This window comes from Cobetia sp. BL01, assembly GCF_056493605.1.
In genome coordinates this window covers 390651-408300 of record NZ_JBVBEE010000001.1, presented here as the reverse complement: position 1 = coordinate 408300, position 17650 = coordinate 390651, and the positions used below count along the sequence as shown (strand labels likewise).

General features: G+C 61.5%; 12 protein-coding genes and 4 tRNA genes. 12 read left to right on the top strand and 4 right to left on the bottom strand.

Annotated features, from left to right (window positions below):
• Positions 1-433: 433 nt before the first annotated feature.
• The 3 genes from ACZYGA_RS01705 (at position 434) to ACZYGA_RS01695 (ending at position 5649) form a co-directional block, all read left to right on the top strand.
• Positions 434-877, top strand: coding sequence for a DUF1289 domain-containing protein (locus tag ACZYGA_RS01705; protein WP_375782204.1), 444 nt, complete (start codon positions 434-436; stop codon positions 875-877).
• Between the two features lie 70 nt (positions 878-947).
• Positions 948-1649, top strand: a complete 702-nt coding sequence (locus ACZYGA_RS01700; protein WP_077375606.1) for a MiaE family protein — start codon at positions 948-950, stop codon at positions 1647-1649.
• Between the two features lie 94 nt (positions 1650-1743).
• The gene (locus tag ACZYGA_RS01695; protein ID WP_404625109.1) at positions 1744-5649 is read left to right on the top strand and encodes an ATP-binding protein; all 3906 of its coding nucleotides are present in this window, start codon (positions 1744-1746) and stop codon (positions 5647-5649) included.
• 131 nt (positions 5650-5780) lie between these two features.
• Here the strand turns inward: ACZYGA_RS01695 and ACZYGA_RS01690 are convergent, their stop codons facing one another.
• Both ACZYGA_RS01690 and ACZYGA_RS01685 read right to left on the bottom strand, forming a co-directional pair.
• The gene (locus ACZYGA_RS01690) at positions 5781-6548 is read right to left on the bottom strand and encodes a UDP-2,3-diacylglucosamine diphosphatase (RefSeq protein WP_084209638.1); all 768 of its coding nucleotides are present in this window, start codon (positions 6546-6548) and stop codon (positions 5781-5783) included.
• Positions 6549-6704: 156 nt separating this feature from the next.
• Positions 6705-7199: a peptidylprolyl isomerase gene (locus ACZYGA_RS01685; protein WP_043331309.1), complete on the bottom strand. Its 495-nt coding sequence runs from the start codon at positions 7197-7199 to the stop codon at positions 6705-6707.
• A 236-nt stretch (positions 7200-7435) separates the two neighbouring features.
• Between ACZYGA_RS01685 and ACZYGA_RS01680 the strand changes: the two genes are divergently transcribed.
• Both ACZYGA_RS01680 and cysS read left to right on the top strand, forming a co-directional pair.
• Positions 7436-9115 carry a glutamine--tRNA ligase/YqeY domain fusion protein gene (locus ACZYGA_RS01680; RefSeq protein ID WP_077374771.1) on the top strand — a complete coding sequence of 560 codons (1680 nt, stop codon included), beginning with the start codon at positions 7436-7438 and terminating at the stop codon, positions 9113-9115.
• 202 nt (positions 9116-9317) lie between these two features.
• Positions 9318-10700, top strand: a complete 1383-nt coding sequence (gene cysS, locus ACZYGA_RS01675; RefSeq protein WP_084209639.1) for a cysteine--tRNA ligase — start codon at positions 9318-9320, stop codon at positions 10698-10700.
• 105 nt (positions 10701-10805) lie between these two features.
• Here the strand turns inward: cysS and mtnN are convergent, their stop codons facing one another.
• Both mtnN and folD read right to left on the bottom strand, forming a co-directional pair.
• Positions 10806-11516, bottom strand: a complete 711-nt coding sequence (mtnN, locus tag ACZYGA_RS01670) for a 5'-methylthioadenosine/S-adenosylhomocysteine nucleosidase (RefSeq protein WP_077375597.1) — start codon at positions 11514-11516, stop codon at positions 10806-10808.
• Between the two features lie 79 nt (positions 11517-11595).
• Positions 11596-12465, bottom strand: coding sequence for a bifunctional methylenetetrahydrofolate dehydrogenase/methenyltetrahydrofolate cyclohydrolase FolD (gene folD / locus ACZYGA_RS01665; protein WP_077374768.1), 870 nt, complete (start codon positions 12463-12465; stop codon positions 11596-11598).
• 659 nt (positions 12466-13124) lie between these two features.
• Here folD and ACZYGA_RS01660 point away from each other — a divergent pair.
• The 7 genes from ACZYGA_RS01660 to clpX all read left to right on the top strand — a co-directional run bounded on the left by ACZYGA_RS01660 (position 13125) and on the right by clpX (position 17474).
• Positions 13125-13201: transfer RNA gene (locus tag ACZYGA_RS01660), tRNA-Pro, on the top strand.
• 87 nt (positions 13202-13288) lie between these two features.
• Positions 13289-13365, top strand: a tRNA-Arg gene (locus tag ACZYGA_RS01655).
• Positions 13366-13458: 93 nt separating this feature from the next.
• Positions 13459-13533, top strand: a tRNA-His gene (locus ACZYGA_RS01650).
• A 68-nt stretch (positions 13534-13601) separates the two neighbouring features.
• Positions 13602-13676: transfer RNA gene (locus tag ACZYGA_RS01645), tRNA-His, on the top strand.
• A 314-nt stretch (positions 13677-13990) separates the two neighbouring features.
• Entirely contained in the window at positions 13991-15340 is a 1350-nt protein-coding gene (tig, locus tag ACZYGA_RS01640) for a trigger factor (RefSeq protein ID WP_479398309.1), read from the top strand.
• A 136-nt stretch (positions 15341-15476) separates the two neighbouring features.
• The gene (gene clpP, locus ACZYGA_RS01635; protein ID WP_065392597.1) at positions 15477-16097 is read left to right on the top strand and encodes an ATP-dependent Clp endopeptidase proteolytic subunit ClpP; all 621 of its coding nucleotides are present in this window, start codon (positions 15477-15479) and stop codon (positions 16095-16097) included.
• Positions 16098-16181: 84 nt separating this feature from the next.
• Positions 16182-17474, top strand: coding sequence for an ATP-dependent Clp protease ATP-binding subunit ClpX (clpX, locus tag ACZYGA_RS01630; RefSeq protein WP_077374762.1), 1293 nt, complete (start codon positions 16182-16184; stop codon positions 17472-17474).
• Positions 17475-17650 lie beyond the last annotated feature (176 nt).

The following is a 17650-nucleotide window of genomic DNA, read 5'->3' as shown; positions in this document are numbered from 1 at the left end:
GTAATCGTGTCGAGATGCGTGTGCCAGTCGTCACGCGAACCGGCAGAGACATCCCGAGGCTTCTTGCGGGTAATTCAAGCGTCTTATTGCGAGCGAATCAGGCGCTACGGGGCGAACGCGAGTCTACTCAACTTTGTCGACAATGTTAAGGAGCACCCCCGTGCGGGGGCTGAGACTTTGGTCGTCATCCAGGGCGCCATTTCGACCTTAACAGCTTGATATTGCATTTCTTTGTCGCGCTTCAGGCATGGCGCGGCACGCATCGCCCGATGTCGCGTCGAGGTGACTCGAGCCTTGCGGTCTCCGTGCACCGCTGTCGAGCTCAGCAGGCGCACGGTATGATGCTGTTATCCTTTTTCCTGAAATTTCGCCGCAAGCCGAGGGCAGCATGAGCCGTATTCTTTCTCCCTGCGTCGGGGTGTGTTCCACCACGGTGGGTGACAACGTCTGTCGTGGATGCCAGCGCCATGACCAGGAGATCCTCGACTGGTTCGGGTATGACAGTGAGCAGCGCACGCAGCGCATGCGCGAGCTGGATGCGCTGCGCAGTGACGTCGCCGGGCGCTGGCTGTACGTGCATGACGAGGCGGCGCTGGCGGAACAGTTGACGCGCCACCGGATTCGTTTTCGTGAGGATCAGTCGGCGCTGTCACGTGCGGTGGAGCTCCTGCGGGTGGGACGCACCAGAATCCGTGACCTCTCTGCCTATGGCATCACGCCGTGCAGTGGCGGCGAAGAACTTGAGCCGGAACAGCTTTTTTCGCGAATAAACGATGAAATCATGGTGGAAGCGGCAAAGCGGGCCAATAATGAAGTGAGTCCGGCAGGTCATCCTCCTGATGCAACGCAGGATGACGCTGGCAAGAGAAAAGACTGACATGATGGACGATGGCATGACCCTGATGACTGACCGCGAGCGTTTCGCGACGGATGAGCATGACGCTCGGATGGCCCATGAGCTTTCACGCGTCATCAAGGCGCCGCAGGGGCCGAGCAACGAGGATACCGATGCACTGCTGCCGGACTCCCTGCTGGCCTTTCTCGGTTGCCGCACACCGCACGCCTGGGTAGAGGCGGCGCTCGACAATCCTGAGCTGTTGCTGATCGACCACGCGCAGTGCGAGAAGAAGGCGGCCTCCACCGCGATGAGTCTGATGTACCGCTATGTGGACCACCCCTTGCTGCTGAGCAAGATGTCACAGCTGGCTCGAGAGGAGCTTCTGCACTTCGAGCAGGTGGTAGGACTGATGGAAAGGCGTGGAATCGTCTATCGTCATATCAAGGCTTCCCGATATGCAGAAGGACTGCGTCAGCAGGTGCGCAAGGAAGACCCTCAGCGGCTGGTGGATATCCTGCTGATCGGGGCATTGATCGAAGCGCGGTCCTGCGAGCGATTCGCGCGTCTGATCCCGTATCTTGAGCCCGAGCTTGCAAAGTTCTATCGCACTTTGGTTAAGTCTGAGGGACGCCATTATGAGGATTACCTCATGTTGGCCGAGCGTTACAGCAAGGAACCATTGGAATCCCGTCTTGCGGTACTGCGTGCGGTGGAGAAGGAGCTGATCGAGCGTCCTGATGTCAGCTTCCGTTTCCACAGCGGCATCCCCGTCACGAATCGGGTGGAAAACGCCTCAAGCCAGGTGAGTTGAGGCAGTACAGACACAAGGCAAGGCTCAAGAACAGGGGACCTCCGGCGCCATGGCTGGGCTGGCGTTTCGTTCGCGACTTTGAAATGGATGACACATGACGCAGGAAACATCTGGTCAAGCTCAATTGGCGCTGCTGGGACATTTCCAGCTGACCCTGGGCGATGACACGCTGACGCAGTTCAGCTACGACAAGGTCAAGGCACTGTTGCTGCATCTTCTGCTGCATGATCAGGCCGTCTCGCGGGCGGGGCTGGCAGAGCTGCTATGGCCGGATCAGGGGCTGTCCTCGGGCCGCACCAACCTGCGCCATGCCCTGCATTGTCTGCGTCAGAGCCTGGGGGAGGAGGCCGACAATCTTCTGACGGTCTCACGTCAGACGATCGCGCTGTCGATACCGGATTACTGGGAACTGGATCTCGACGAGCTCAACGGCCTGTTGCTGGCGCCGCCCTCGGTGGCGACGCTCAACGAGGTGCTGGGACTCTACCGGGGCGATCTCGTCGAAGAGCTTGCCCTGACCCAGTGCCCGGAATTCCAGCGCTGGATGATCAAGGTACGCGGCGAATGGCGTCAGCGCGTCATCCAGTATGCCGAGCGAGTACTGGCGACCGATGAGCCGGTCCCGGACGACGTGCTGCGGACCCTGGTGAGCCGCTTCTCCGGATATGGCCCCTTCCATGAACGCCTGGTACGTCAGCTCGCGGAAGATGGTCAGTCGGCTGCGGCGCATGAGCAGTTCAATGCCTTCCTGCAACAGCTGGCACTCTCCGGTCAGCAGCCTGATCCGGGATTCCTGCAGCTGGCGCGTTACTGGTCCGATGGCAAGAGCGAGCAGATGGGCGCGCTCACGCCGCAGGGCGCCATTTCTCGCACGCTGTCGCTGGACAGCGCGCCGCTGCGTGAAGATGAGATCGACCACCGTCAGCTGTCGGTCATGGCGATTCGCCTCAGCGTCAAGGACAGTCATCGCGATCGCGTCTGGGCCCGCGCCAGTCTGACCCTGCAGATCGAGCTGCTGCGCTGGCTGGAGCAGCAATGCCACCACCTGGGCGGTTTCTGGCTGCCGGGTGCCACGGGTGGCGTCGGCCTGGCGTGCTTCGGCACGCATGGCCCGGCCCATCAGCTGGCAGAGCTCGTGGCGCTTTATGAGCACTGCAGCAAGGCGATGCCGGATGAGATCGAGCGGATCTGGGATGGCGAAGGCAAGCCGCCGGTCTTCTCGCTGTCGGCGGGTCTCCACTCCGGGCAGGTCATCTATCTGCCGGAGCGTCAGCTGGCCGACCCGCTTGGCCAGGTGACCCAGTATTCCCTGGAATTGATGACGGCGGCCGAAGGCAGTGAGCTGGTGATTTCCCAGGAGGCCAGTCAGCACATGCCTCCCGCACTGGATCTGCAACCACGTCTCACGTCACGCCTGTTGGCAGCGGACGGACGGGTGCGTCTGCGCGCGTTGGTCCTGAGCAGCGGCGTGGGGCATCGTGAGGCGTCACTGCCGACATTGATCGGACGTGAAGGCGAGCTGCGCCGTCTGCGCGATGCGCTGGCGCGTGCCAGTATCGGGCTGCGTCAGAGCGTGCTGGTCAGCGGCAACTCCGGCATGGGCAAGTCGGCCCTGATGGTCAACTTCCGGCAGCTCGAACAGAGTCAGGACGTGGGCCTGTGCTGGATGCCGACGACTCGCCTCTCGCAGCTGGAACCCTACAGCGTGGTGCGTACCCTGATGCGCTGGCGCCTCGATGGTCATGTGGATCGTGATGGCGTCGAACAGGTATTTGAATCCTCCGAGGCCTTGCAGGCTCTCGACGAGGACGTGCGTCGCTCCTTCCATGCGGTGCTGGGGACCGCAGAGGAGGCCTCGGAAGATGAATCCCTGATCCAGAGCAGCGAGACGGTCGAGCGTGTGCTGCATCTGGTGATCGAGAAGTCGGCAAGCCTGCGCCCGCTGGTGATGATGATCGACGACCTGCAGTGGCTCGATGAACCGTCGCTCAAGGTGCTGGCGGGACTGCAGGCGCGCCTGCCCATCAACATCGGCTTCATGCTGGCGGCCAGTCACAACGGCCGCGACAGCCTTGCCGTCAAGCTCAACTGGGACCAGCATATCTCGCTGGGTCGCCTGGACCCGATGCAGGTCTCGCGTCTGCTGTCGCATCTGTCGCGTCGCTATCGTCTGCATCTCAGCCCGCGCATGCGCAGCCAGCTCATCGAGCGCTGCGATGGTGTGCCGCTCTACCTGCAGGAGATCTGTCGTCGTCTCGACATGGATCGCCGTGAGGGGCGTCCGGTGCAGCTCGACGAGCTGCCCAAGGGCTTGATCGGCCTGCTGTCCAGCCGTATCGACCAGCTGGAAGAAGGCCGCGATGTGGCCCACGCCGCCGCCGTGCTGGGACGTGTCTTCAAGCTGAGCTTCCTGCGCCAGAGCTGCGAATTCGAGGAAGGGCGCCTCAAGCGTTCCATCGAGAGCATGCAGCGCCTGGAGATCATCGAGGCCTGTGGCAACGATAGTGAATTCGACTATCAGTTCACCCACCAGCTGATCCAGGAAGCGGCCTATCTGTCCTGCCCGCGTGATGTGCGTCGCCGCATTCACCTGCAGGTCGTGGCCCTCATCGAGGACAAGCATCCTGCCTGGATCAGCCGTCACCCCGGCTATTTCGCCGTCCATCTGCGCAAGTCACAGAACTTCAGTCGTGCTGCGCGCTATTTCGAGCTGTCGGCACGTGAAGCGCTCAAGATCAGCGCCAACCGTACCGCGCTCAAGATGGCCGACAGTGGTCTGGCGTGTCTCAAGCATGTCGAAGGGCAGGAGGAGCGCGAGGTGAGCCTGCTGACCGTGCGCGGCCAGTCCGGCTTCGCGCTGGAAGGGCATGGTTCCCGCATCGCGCACGAGAGCTTCGTGCAGGCGCGCAATCTGCTCAACAGTCCGGCGCTGCTGGAAGATGATGAGCCGGATCTCGAGCAGGCCTTCATCGTGAAGTGGGGACTGTGGGTCGGTTGCAGTGAGCGCCATGCGCATGCGGATGCCTTCGCGCTGGCCTCGGGCCTGAGTGATCTGGCGGAAGAGCTGTCGGATGGGCGTTATCGTCGTCTGGCCGACTATGCGCGGGCACACTGCGAATTCTGGGCCGGTCGCGTACGCGTGGCAGGTGAGCATCTCGATGAGATCGATCCGGTCCACAATCCCATGGTGCTCGAATGGTTGCCGTTCAGTGATCACCCTCAGGTGGCAGCGGCATGTCTGCAGAGCTGGACGTCCTGCCTGCGCTTTGACTACGTGCAGGCCGAGCAGCAGGCCGAGGCGGCCATCCGCATGGCGGAGGCCATCGGTCAGCCGGGCTCGTTGGCCATGGCGTTGATGTTCTCCACCTCGCTCTATCGTCAGCTGGGGCATACCCATCTGGCCACCCAGCGTGCCGAGCGGGCGCTGGAGCTGACCCGCTCCGCGGATCTGCACCTCTGGCACATGGCGGCGCATGGCGTGCTTGGCTGGGCGCGGGCGATGAACGGCGACCGCGACGGGCTCGCGATGCTGCAGTCCAGCATCAACGAGTTCGCCGAGCTGACCGGGCGTGAGCGGCATCAGCGGCCCAATCTCTGGTACATGGATGCCGTGATGGCGCTGGGTGAGCATTCGGCGGCCGAAGAGTACATGGAGAAGGTGCTGCTGGTGGCTCAGGAGCGCAACTCCTTCTATCTGGCAGAGGTCAGCTACCTGGTGGCCGCGTTGCGTGCCGCTCAAGGTCTGCCGAGCGAGAAGGTGCGTTCCTTGATCGAGCAGGGCCTGGCCTACTCCATCGAGCAGGAAAATCCGCATCATGAAGCAATGGGGCTCGCTGCCTGGTTGAGGCTGGTCGATGCGCAGGATACCGAGCGCTGCGAGCGCCTCAAGGCACTGCTGGATGAGCTGCCGGCAACGGATGCACCCGCGGTACTGGGGTGGCATCAGCTGGTGGAGGCGGTGGAAGGGCGTGCGCGTCGCAAGGCGTCATCGCCGGCCTGATGCGCACGCCCGGCGCTCCGGGCTGAGCAGGCTCTGAACGGCGCCAGTCGCTTCGAAAGCCGAGGCTGGACAAGGAAAAGCCCCCGTTGCCACTCAAGGCAACGGGGGCTTTTCATGGGCGTTGCAGGCGATCAGCCGTGGGTGATCGCATCACACAATGGCAATGCGAATTCCCGCAGGGTCGGTCCCTGGCCGCAGGCAATGATGTCGAAGGCAGTATCGGGGCGCCAGTCGCCCAGCACGATGCGGCGCGCCGCTTCGCCATCGATCTCGAGTTCATGTACCGCCGGGCGATGGGTGTGGCCGTGGATCAGGGTGCGCACGCCGTGCTCGCGCATCTCGCGAACCACTTCCTCGGGCGTGACGTCCATGATCGCCTCATCCTTCTCGCTATTGGTCTCGCCGGACTGCATGCGCAGTGACTGGGCCAGCGCCAGTCGTTGCTCCAGCGGCATGGCCAGAATCTGTGCCTGCCACTGAGGGTCGCGCGTCATGGCACGAAACTTCATGTAAGCCTCATCGCGGGTACACATGCTGTCGCCATGCATCAGGAGCACGCGCTCGCCGTCGAGCTCGATCACGCTCGGGTCGGGCAGCAGGGTCACGCCGGCCTCGGCCGCGAAGGTCTCGCCGATAAGGAAGTCGCGATTGCCGTGCATGAAGTAGAGCCTGGTGCCGCGGGCCGAGACGCGCTGCATGGCCTCGCTCATGCGCTGGGTGAAGTCGTCGCGATAATCATCGCCGACCCATACCTCGAAGATATCCCCCAGCAGGTAGAGGCGATCCACCGCAGGTTCGCAGGTCGCCAGGCGCGCCATGTAGTCAAGAAAGCCCTGGGCGATCTCGGGAGTCTCGGGCTGCAGGTGCAGGTCGGAGATGAACAGAGTGGTGGCAGTCATGGTCAGGTCCACGGGTCGGGGCGGGTGTCGTCATGCGCAGCAGGCGACGGAAGAGGCCGAGTGAGAGAGCAACGCAAACCGCCCGGCCTGACGCTCGATATCACGAGGCAAGGCCGGGCGGCAGGTACGCGGTGAGGCGCGATCAGCGGAAATCGCTTATTCGGTGATTTCGGCGCTGGTGATGATCACGTCTTCTGCCGGCACGTCGGCGTGGCCGTCGCGACGCGTGGTCTTGACCGCCTCGATCTTCTCGACCACGTCCATGCCTTCGACGACCTTGCCGAACACGCAGTAACCCCAGCCCTGGCTGGTCTTGCTGGTGAAGTTCAGGAAGTCGTTGTCATTGACGTTGATGAAGAACTGGGCGCTGGCGGAGTGAGGATCCATGGTACGTGCCATGGCCACGGTGCCGCGGTCGTTCTTGAGGCCATTGTCGGCTTCGTTCTCGATCACGCCGTTGGTCGGCTTCTGGTTGAAGTCGGTGTCAAAGCCACCGCCCTGAACCATGAAACCCGGGATGACGCGGTGGAAAAGGACGTTGCTGTAGTGGCCTTCACGCACGTATTGCTCGAAGTTGGCCGCAGTCTTCGGGGCCTTCTCGTGGTTGAGTTCGAGGGTGATGTCGCCGTAGTTGGTGTGAAGAACGATCATGCGAATTTCCCGGTCATCTGTCTTGCTCAAGTGTCAGGCAGGCGGGGCCTCATGGCATCGCCTGCGGGCGTCGCGCTATAATAGCGGCTTTGTATCCTGAGACGAAAGCCTGAGGGGGCGGCAGGCCCCGGAGACGCACGCCAGCGCGCGTCACGATCGCCTGCTACCCAGTGCCAGTCCCCGTGACGTCCCGGAACACGACGCCCAAGAACCACACAGAGGTGCAGCGAAACTTCATGAGTACCGAGACCCAGAGCGCCCCGAACTTCGTGTTGAACCAGATCCGCGAAGAACTCGACGCCGGCCGCGCCGAAAAGGTTGTCACGCGTTTCCCGCCGGAGCCCAACGGCTTCCTGCACATCGGGCACGCCAAGTCGATCTGTCTGAACTTCGGTCTGGCGCAACAGCTCGGTGGCGACTGTCACCTGCGCTTCGATGACACCAACCCGGCCAAGGAAGAGCAGGCCTATATCGACGCCATCAAGGAAGACGTCGAGTGGTTGGGCTTCGAGTGGGCCGGCAAGGTGCGCTTCGCCTCCGATTATTTTGATCAGCTCTATGCCTGGGCCCAGCACCTGGTGCGCGAAGGCAAGGCCTATGTCGATGACCTCTCACCGGACGAGATCCGTGAATACCGTGGCACGCTCAAGGAGCCGGGACGTCCCAGCCCCTACCGTGAGCGTAGCCCCGAGGAGAATCTCGATCTCCTCGAGCGCATGAAGAAGGGCGAGTTCGGCGAGAGCGAGAAGGTGCTGCGTGCGCGCATCGACATGGCCGCGCCCAACATCAATCTGCGCGACCCGATCCTCTACCGCATCCGTCATGCCAGCCACCATCAGACCGGCGACAAGTGGAAGATCTATCCGTCCTATGATTTCACCCACGGTCAATCCGATGCACTGGAAGGCGTGACGCACTCCATCTGTACGCTGGAGTTTGAAGACCACCGCCCGCTGTACGAGTGGTTCCTCGCCAATCTGCCGGTGCCGAGCACGCCCCGTCAGATCGAGTTCGCGCGTCTGAACCTGGATTACACCGTCACTTCCAAGCGCAAGCTGAAGCTGCTGGTGGATGAAGGCGTGGTCGATGGCTGGGATGATCCGCGCATGCCGACCATCTCCGGCATGCGTCGTCGTGGCTATACCGCGGCTTCCATCCGCAAGTTCTGCGACATGATCGGCGTGAGCCGTGCTGACGGCGGCATGGTCGAGATCGGCATGCTGCACCACGCCATTCGCTCTGACCTGGAAGACAACGCGCTGCGTGCCATGTGCGTGCTCAACCCGCTCAAGGTGGTGCTGACCAACCTGCCGGAAGGCCATGAGGAAGTGTTCGAGGTCCCCGGCCATCCGGCGCGTGATGACATGGGCACGCGTCAGATTCCGCTGACCCGTGAGCTGTGGATCGACGCGGATGACTTCATGGAAGACGCGCCGAAGAAGTTCTTCCGTCTCGCGCCCGAGAAGGAAGTGCGTCTGCGCAACGGTTACGTCATCCGCTGTGATGAAGTGATCAAGGATGACGCCGGCGAGATCGTCGAGCTGCGGTGCAGTGTCGACCTCGATACCCTCGGCAAGAACCCGGAAGGCCGCAAGGTCAAGGGTGTCATCCATTGGGTCAGCGCCGAGCATGCAGTGCCGGTCGAGGTGCGTCAGTACGAGAATCTGTTCCTGGAAGCCGAGCCGGACCGTGACAAGGATGTCGATTTCCTTGAGCACCTCAATCCGCAGTCGCTGAGCATCGTCAAGGGCTTCGGTGAGCCGAGTCTGCGCGATGCCGCGCCGGAAACGCGCTACCAGTTCGAGCGTATCGGCTACTTCGTGGCGGATCGTCATGACTGCGTCGATGGCGCGCTGGTCTTCAACCGCACCGTCAGCCTGAAGGACGGTTGGGCCAAGGCACAGAAGAAGGGGTGATGGTCGGCGGGCTCCCGCGGGAGCCCTGTCGTCACGCTTTCGTGACCTGCTTCACGGCCCGCAGTCTGATCCTGTACCTTCTGTGACGAAGTTGCATGACCGGCCTGCGGGCCGTTCCATTTTGAAAGGCTGACAGCTTTCTGTCAGCAAAGTAGCCAAGGGCGATGACTGAATGATTCCACTCGAAGATGCCGCGAGCACACTGTCCATCTACAGTACCCTGAGCCGGACCAAGGCACCTTTCGTGCCACTGGAAGGCAACAAGGTGCGCATGTACGTCTGTGGCGTGACGGTCTATGACCTCTGTCACATCGGGCATGCGCGTGTGATGGTGGCCTTCGATGTCATCACGCGCTATCTGCGTGCGCGCGGGTATGACGTCACCTACGTGCGCAACATCACCGACATCGACGACAAGATCCTCAAGCGCGCCGACGAGAATGGCGAGGCCTTCGATGCGCTCACCGAGCGCATGATCCAGGCGATGCATGAAGATGAAGGGCGCCTGGGGATTCTGCGTCCTGACCTCGAGCCGCGTGCCACCGCGCACATCGCTGACATCATCGCGATGACCGAGACGCTGATCGACAAGGGCTATGCCTATGCGGCCAGCAACGGTGATGTCTACTACCGTGTGCGTCGTTTCGAGGGCTACGGCAAGCTCAACAACCGTCAGCTGGACGACATGCAGTCCGGTGCGCGGGTGGAGGTCGAGGAAGCCAAGGAAGATCCGCTCGACTTCGTGCTGTGGAAGGCTGCCAAGCCGGGCGAGGCCAGCTGGCCGTCGCCCTGGGGGGAGGGGCGTCCTGGCTGGCATATCGAGTGCTCCGCGATGTCGACCTGCTGCCTGGGCAACACCTTCGATATCCACGGCGGCGGGCCGGACCTGACCTTCCCCCATCACGAGAACGAGATCGCCCAGTCCGAGGCCGCCACGGGCCAGCAGTACGCCAACGTGTGGATGCATGCCGGCGCGGTGCGTGTCGGTCAGGACAAGATGTCCAAGTCGCTGGGCAACTTCTTCACCATTCGTGACGTGCTGGAGCAGCACAACCCGGAAGTGGTGCGTTACCTGCTGGTGGCCAGCCACTATCGCAGCGCGATCAGCTATGAAGCCAACTCGCTGGATGAGGCGCGTCGCTCGCTGGAGCGCTTCTACAATGCGCTCGAGACTGTCACGCCCGAGCAAGGCGAGGTGTCAGGCGATTGGCGGGCACGCTTCGTGGCCGCCATGGATGACGACTTCAATACGGCGGGTGCGCTGTCGGTGCTGTTCGAGCTGGCACGCGAGCTGAACCGTGCCAAGAAGGAAGCACCGCAGCAGGCGCCGGCGCTGGCCTTCGAGCTGATCTCGCTGGGCGGTCTGCTGGGTCTGTTCGGGCAGGACCCGGCAGTCTTCCTCAAGGGCGATACTGCGGCACTGGCGTTGTCTGAAGACGAGATCCAGGCGCAGATCGAGGCGCGTGCCGCCGCCAAGAAGGCCAAGGATTTCGCGGGGGCGGATCGCATCCGTGACGAGCTGGCCGCACAGGGCATCATCCTCAAGGACTCCCGTGAGGGGACGACCTGGGTGCTGGAAGGCTGATGTCACTGGCGTGACGCGATGTCAGCATGAAAAAAACCGCCGTCCCGTGAGGGGCGGCGGTTTTTTGTGCGCTGTCGACCAGCACCGCTTTCGAGCCGTCTGCGATCAGCTGGCGAGTCGCTTGACCATGGCATCGACCATGCGCGAGGACTGGCGTGCGGCCACGTGCAGGAATTCCTCGAAGGACTGGCTGTTGTTGTCCTTGCCGGCGATGTCGGACAGCGCGCGGATGACCACGAACGGCATGTCGTAGAGGTAGCAGGTCTGGGCGATGGCGGCAGCTTCCATCTCGGCGGCCAGCATGCTCGGGAAGCGTGAGCGGGTCAGCGCGACCAGTTCCGGGTCGGACATGAAGATGTCGCCGGTGCAGATCAGGCCTTCACGCGCCTTGATCTCTCCCTGGGCCTCGACGCACTCGCGCGCGACCTTGACCAGCTCAGGGGCTGACGGGTAGGCCGCCGGCATCTGCGGCACCTGTCCGTGCTCATAGCCGAAGACCACGGCATCGACATCGTGATGGCGCACTTCGCTGGAGATGACCACATCGCCGATCTCGAGATCAGACGCGAAACCACCGGCCGAGCCGGTATTGATGATGGCATCGGGCTGGTAGCGCTCGATCATCTGGCAGGCACCGACGGCGGCATTGACCTTGCCGATACCGGATTGCAGCAGCACGATCTTCATTCCGTGCAGCTGGCCGACATGGAAGGTGGAGCCGGCGTGGGTGCTGGTGGTGCTGTCTTCCAGGCGCTCGGCGAGAATGGCCACTTCCTCGGCCATGGCGCCGATGATGCCAAGAGTCTTGAGGGTCATGATGCGATCCTGAGTCAGACGCGATGAAGGCCCGTTCATGTCGGGCCTCCATCACGAGCTAGAGAGAAGGGCGAGGGGGTTACTCGGCGGTGAGGCGCGCGTCGTGCAGCTCGGCGGCGAACAGGGTGTTCTCAAGCAGCGAGGCCACGGTCATCGGGCCTACCCCGCCGGGGACCGGCGTGATCCAGCCGGCGCGCTCCGCGGCTGGCGCGAATTCCACATCGCCGACCAGCGAACCGTCCTCGAGACGATTGATACCCACATCGATGACGATGGCGCCGTCCTTGATCCACTCCCCCTTGACCAGGCCCGGCTTGCCCACGCCGACCACGACCAGATCCGCCTGGCGGACCTTGCTCTCAAGGTCCTTGGTGAAGCGGTGGCAGACGGTGGTGGTGCAGCCAGCCAGCATCAGCTCCAGCGCCATCGGACGGCCGACGATGTTGGACGCGCCGACGATGGTGGCGTCCATGCCGCGCACCTGCAGGCCGCTCTCGGACAGCAGCGTCATGATGCCCTTGGGCGTGCAGGGACGCATCACCGGCAGGCGCTGTGCCAGACGACCGAGGTTGTAGGGATGGAAGCCGTCCACATCCTTGTCGGTGCGGATCCGTTCGAGGATCGGGCGTGAGTCGAGGTGCTCCGGCAGCGGCAGCTGGACCAGGATGCCATCAATGCTGGCATCGTCATTCAGCGAGTCGACCAGTGCCTCAAGTTCCTGTTGGGTCGTGTCAGCAGGCAGACGGTGCTGGGTGGAGAGGATGCCTGCCTTCTCGCAAGCGCGGTGCTTGTTGCGGACATAGACCTCGGATGCCGCGTCTTCGCCGACCAGCACGACGGCAAGCCCCGGGATTCGTTCACCGGCATCGCGGCGCGCTTCGACCTGGCGGCCGACCTGTTGGCGTACGCGTTCGGCAATGGCCTTGCCATCAATCAGTTGTGCTGCCATCAGCGATCATTCCTTCTCATAGGCAAAAATGCAGGAGGGGAGAAACCGGGGACAATTTTCGCATGCCCTGTCTGGCAGTCAACGCCGAATGACGACCTTGGTCGAAAGCAGATGCAAGTATCGCCTCTTTTGGAGGCGTCTCGTGGGCAGGCAGCGGTGCTGATTGCCCACGAGTCTGGAACTCGACGTCGTGAGACCACAGCTGTCGGTTCTCTCAGCCAGTTCTCTCTGTCAGACCTTTCTGTCAGTTTTCCAGAGATCCGTCAGACGAGGCGTTCGTGAGATGCCTGATCGGGGAAGAGAAATAGAAAGAGGTAGAGGTAGAAAGGACGATCGACGTGATCAGCTTCGAGAAGAAGGAGAAGGAGAAGGAGAAGGAGAAGAAGCTCAGACCCGATGGTCGGGCCACGGATGCCGCTCAGTGGAAGTGAGTCGTCACTGATTCGCCCGGTGCCAGGGTAGGGGCGAGAGTGAGGTGCCCGTATGGAGGTGGGAGCGCACCCCGCGTGTATCACTGGATGCTGACATGACAGTGGCGTGACAGCAGGAAGGGAAACGATTCTTTTGGAAAGAATTCACGTAAGGGCTTGACCGCAGACGAAAGTTCGGTAGAATACGCCTCGCATCGACGGGGTTCGACGGTCGGTTGAAGGCGGTTTCGGGATATAGCGCAGTCTGGTAGCGCGCCTGCTTTGGGAGCAGGATGTCGGGGGTTCGAATCCCTCTATCCCGACCATTTGAATGCAGCACCTCGCAAGACTTCGGTCTTTCGAGACACGCATTCAAGGCTTTGTCCGGAGGTTGACTCACAGCATCAGTTTCTGCGCCTATAGCTCAACCGGATAGAGCAACGGCCTTCTAAGCCGTAGGTTGCAGGTTCGAGTCCTGCTGGGCGTGCCATCACGATAACGATTGTTGTCATGATGGGAATCGGATTGCTCTTCATTGAGCCTGATGATGGCGACCAGACGATGTGAAGGTGTTCATGCAGTGGTGGGTGTAGCTCAGTGGTAGAGCCCCGGATTGTGACTCCGGTGGTCGTGGGTTCGAACCCCATCATCCACCCCATTGCATGTCAGCTTGAGCAGTATCAACGAGATGGAGACGGCAGGCTTTCTGTCCAACCTCCAGAAGTGGTGGGTGTAGCTCAGTGGTAGAGCCCCGGATTGTGACTCCGGTGGTCGTGGGTTCGAACCCCATCATCCACCCCACGTCTCGATGAATATCAGGATGCTGCCTGTCCCGCTTGGGCGGGCGGCATGCCGCAAAAGGGGGAGAAGGCCAATGGCTTTCTCCCCCTTTTTTCGTGTTTTTTCGCACTGCTTCGTCTGCGATCTGACCGGGTTGACGGGCGCTCCATGCGCCTGTCAGGCGGGAGGACGGAGCAGAAAAAGGCCTGGCTCCTTGAATATCTTGGACCAAGGCACCATATGGCAGGTCATATCCGCGCTTGCCAGCGCGTGGCGGGGTTTCTACAATCTTCGCCTTTATGATTCGAACGCCACCAGTGGGTAGAGGAACTTTCATGCAAGCTTCTGTCGCAACGACTTCTCCGATCGAGCGCAAGGTCACCATCACGGTGCCGGCTTCTGAAGTCGACCAGGCCGTCAACGCCCGTCTTCTGGAAACCGCCAAGACCGTTCGTCTGAACGGCTTCCGCAAGGGCCACGTGCCGATGGCAGTGGTGCAACAGCGTTACGGCAAGGACGTGCGCAACGAGATCGTTGGCGAGATCATGCGCCAGCATTACGTGACCGCCGTCACCGAAAACGAACTGAACCCGGCTGGCTGGCCGAAGATCGATGCCACCGTCGATGAAGCCGGCAAGGATCTGGAGTTCGTCGCGACTCTGGAAATCTACCCGGAAATCGAACTGAAGCCGATCGAAGGCGCTGAAATCGAGCGTCCGCAGGCCGAAGTGACCGACGCCGACGTCGAAGAGATGATCGAGACCCTGCGCAAGCAGAATGCCTCCTGGACCGACGTCGAGCGCGCTGCCGCTGACGGCGACCAGGTCAAGATCGATTTCGAAGGCTTCCTCGGTGAAGAAGCCTTCGAAGGCGGCAGCGCTGAAGGCCACGAGCTGGTGCTGGGTTCCAACAGCTTCATCCCGGGCTTCGAAGAGCAGCTGGTCGGTGCTTCTACTGGCGACGACAAGGAAGTCAAGGTTTCCTTCCCGGCTGACTACCAGGCCGAGCACCTCGCCGGTCAGGAAGCGACCTTCAAGGTCAAGGTCCACGCCGTCAAGGCTCAGGAACTGCCGGAAGTGAACGAAGAGTTCATCGCCCAGTTCGGCCTGGAAGCTGCCGATGTCGAAAGCTTCAAGGTGGAAGTGAAGAAGAACATGCAGCGCGAGCTGAAGAACGCGATCGAGAATCGCGTCAAGCAGCAGGTGCTGGCTGAGCTGACCAAGGCCAATGACATCCTCGTTCCGCAGGCACTGGCGGATCAGGAAATCGACGGCCTGAAGCGTCAGGCAGCACAGCAGTTCGGTCTGGGCGAAGACTTCGACGTCTCCCAGCTGCCGGGTGAGCTGTTCCAGGACCAGGCCGTACAGCGCGTCAAGACTGGCCTGCTGCTCAGCGAAGTCGTCAGCAGCAACGAGATGGACGTCAGCGACGAAGAGCTCAACGCTCGCGTTGAAGAAATGGCCCAGCAGTATCAGGATCCGGCTCAGGTCACCGAGTACTATGGTTCCAACGAACAGGCTCGCAACCAGCTCAAGTCCGTCCTGCTCGAAGAGAAGGCCGTTGACAAGCTGCTGACACAGGCTCAGGTTAAGGACGTTACCATGTCCTACCAGGAAGCCCTGCAGGCAGCACAGCAGCAGGAAGAAGCCGAAGAAGAAGCGGCAGAAGCAGAAGAGCAGGCCTGATACCTGTCTGCTGACCTAGCGTGCTGACTTTCTGCATGTGATTCCAGGACCCGGCTACGGCCGGGTCTCTGGTCAGTGGGCAGGGTAAAGTGGCATGCTCAATGGATATCAATGTCATCGGATGAAGGAAGCCCCCATGAACGACTTCGACATCAAGAATGCAGGCGGTCTGGTTCCGATGGTTGTCGAGCAGAATGCTCGCGGCGAACGGGCCTATGACATCTATTCCCGCCTGCTGAAGGAACGGGTGATCTTCCTTGTGGGCCCGGTTGAGGATTACATGGCCAATCTGGTCGTGGCTCAGCTGTTGTTCCTCGAGTCTGAAAACCCGGACAAGGACATCCATCTGTACATCAACTCGCCGGGTGGCTCCGTGACTGCAGGGATGGCGATCTACGACACCATGCAGTTCATCAAGCCCGACGTGTCCACCGTATGCATCGGCCAGGCGGCCAGCATGGGGGCACTGTTGCTGGCAGGCGGTGCCGCTGACAAGCGTTACGCGCTGCCCAATTCTCGTGTGATGATTCACCAGCCGCTGGGTGGCTACCAGGGCCAGGCAACGGACATCGAGATCCACACCAAGGAAATCCTGACCATTCGCGAGAAGCTGAACCGCATTCTCGCGCACCATACGGGTCAGGACTTCGACACCATCGCCAACGATACGGACCGTGATAACTTCATGGCCGCCAATCAGGCGATGGAGTACGGCCTGATCGACGCCGTGCTGGAACGCCGTCCGGACGTGGAATGATCCACGCACACGGCTGACCTGACGTCGGTAAACATGCATTTCCGGTGACTCCCCGGGGAGTTACCGCCATTGAGAGGTACGCGAATGGCTGACGGCAAAGGCAAGGACGAGAACGGCAAACTGCTGTACTGCTCCTTCTGTGGCAAGAATCAGAATGAAGTGCGCAAGCTGATCGCGGGACCTTCCGTCTACATCTGCGACGAATGTGTCGATCTGTGCAATGACATCATTCGCGAAGAGGTCCTCGAAGCCGACGCCGAAGGTGATGATGATCGCCTGCCGGCGCCGCGTGAGATTCGCTCGACTCTCGACGACTACGTGATCGGTCAGGACCGCGCCAAGCGCGTGTTGTCCGTCGCGGTGTACAACCACTACAAGCGTCTGCGTGCCGGTCAGAAGGCAGCGGACGAAGTGGAACTGGGCAAGTCCAACATTCTGCTCATCGGCCCGACCGGTAGCGGCAAGACGCTGCTGGCCGAGACGCTGGCACGCCTGTTGAACGTTCCCTTCACCATCGCGGATGCGACCACCCTGACCGAAGCGGGTTACGTCGGTGAGGATGTCGAGAACATCATCCAGAAGCTGTTGCAGAAGTGCGATTACGATGTCGAGAAGGCCGAACGCGGCATTGTCTACATCGATGAGATCGACAAGATCTCCCGCAAGTCTGACAACCCTTCCATCACCCGTGATGTCTCGGGTGAAGGTGTGCAGCAGGCACTGCTGAAGCTGATCGAGGGCACCACTGCCTCGGTGCCGCCGCAGGGCGGGCGCAAGCATCCTCAGCAGGAGTTCCTGCAGGTCAACACGGCCAACATCCTGTTCATCGTCGGCGGTGCATTCGCCGGTCTGGACAAGGTGATCCGTGAGCGCGCCGAGAAGGGGGGCATCGGCTTCAATGCCGAGGTCAAGAGCAAGCAGGACGAGAAGACCGTGGGTCGCGTACTGGCGGATGTCGAGCCGAGCGATCTGGTCAAGTTCGGTCTCATCCCCGAGTTCGTCGGGCGTCTGCCGGTCATCGCGACATTGACCGAGCTGGACGAGGACGCGCTGGTACAGATCCTGACCGAGCCGAAGAACTCGCTGGTCAAGCAGTACTCGCGCCTGTTCGAGATGGAAGATGTCGAGCTGGACCTGCGTGAAGACGCACTGCGTGCCGTGGCTCGCAAGGCCATCGAGCGTCGTACTGGCGCACGTGGTCTGCGCTCGATTCTCGAGGGCGTGCTGCTCGATACCATGTATGACATTCCCTCGGAAGAGAATGTCAGCAAGGTGGTAGTGGATGAGTCAGTGATTGCCGGCGACAGCAAGCCGCTGCTGATCTACTCCCAGAGCGAAGAGAAGAGTCAGGGCAAGGTGGCCGGCAAGGACGGCTGAAGCGTCCAGGCCTGAGTCGCACCAACGGGGGGCCGCAAGGCCCCCCGTTGCGTTTGCCTTCGTCACTCGCCTCTCTGGCAATGTTCCTCATGACTCGCGTGCGGCTTCATTCAGCGTTGAGTTACCGCCCATGCGTCTCAGGATCATTGCAAAATCATGACCTTGCCCCCATGGTC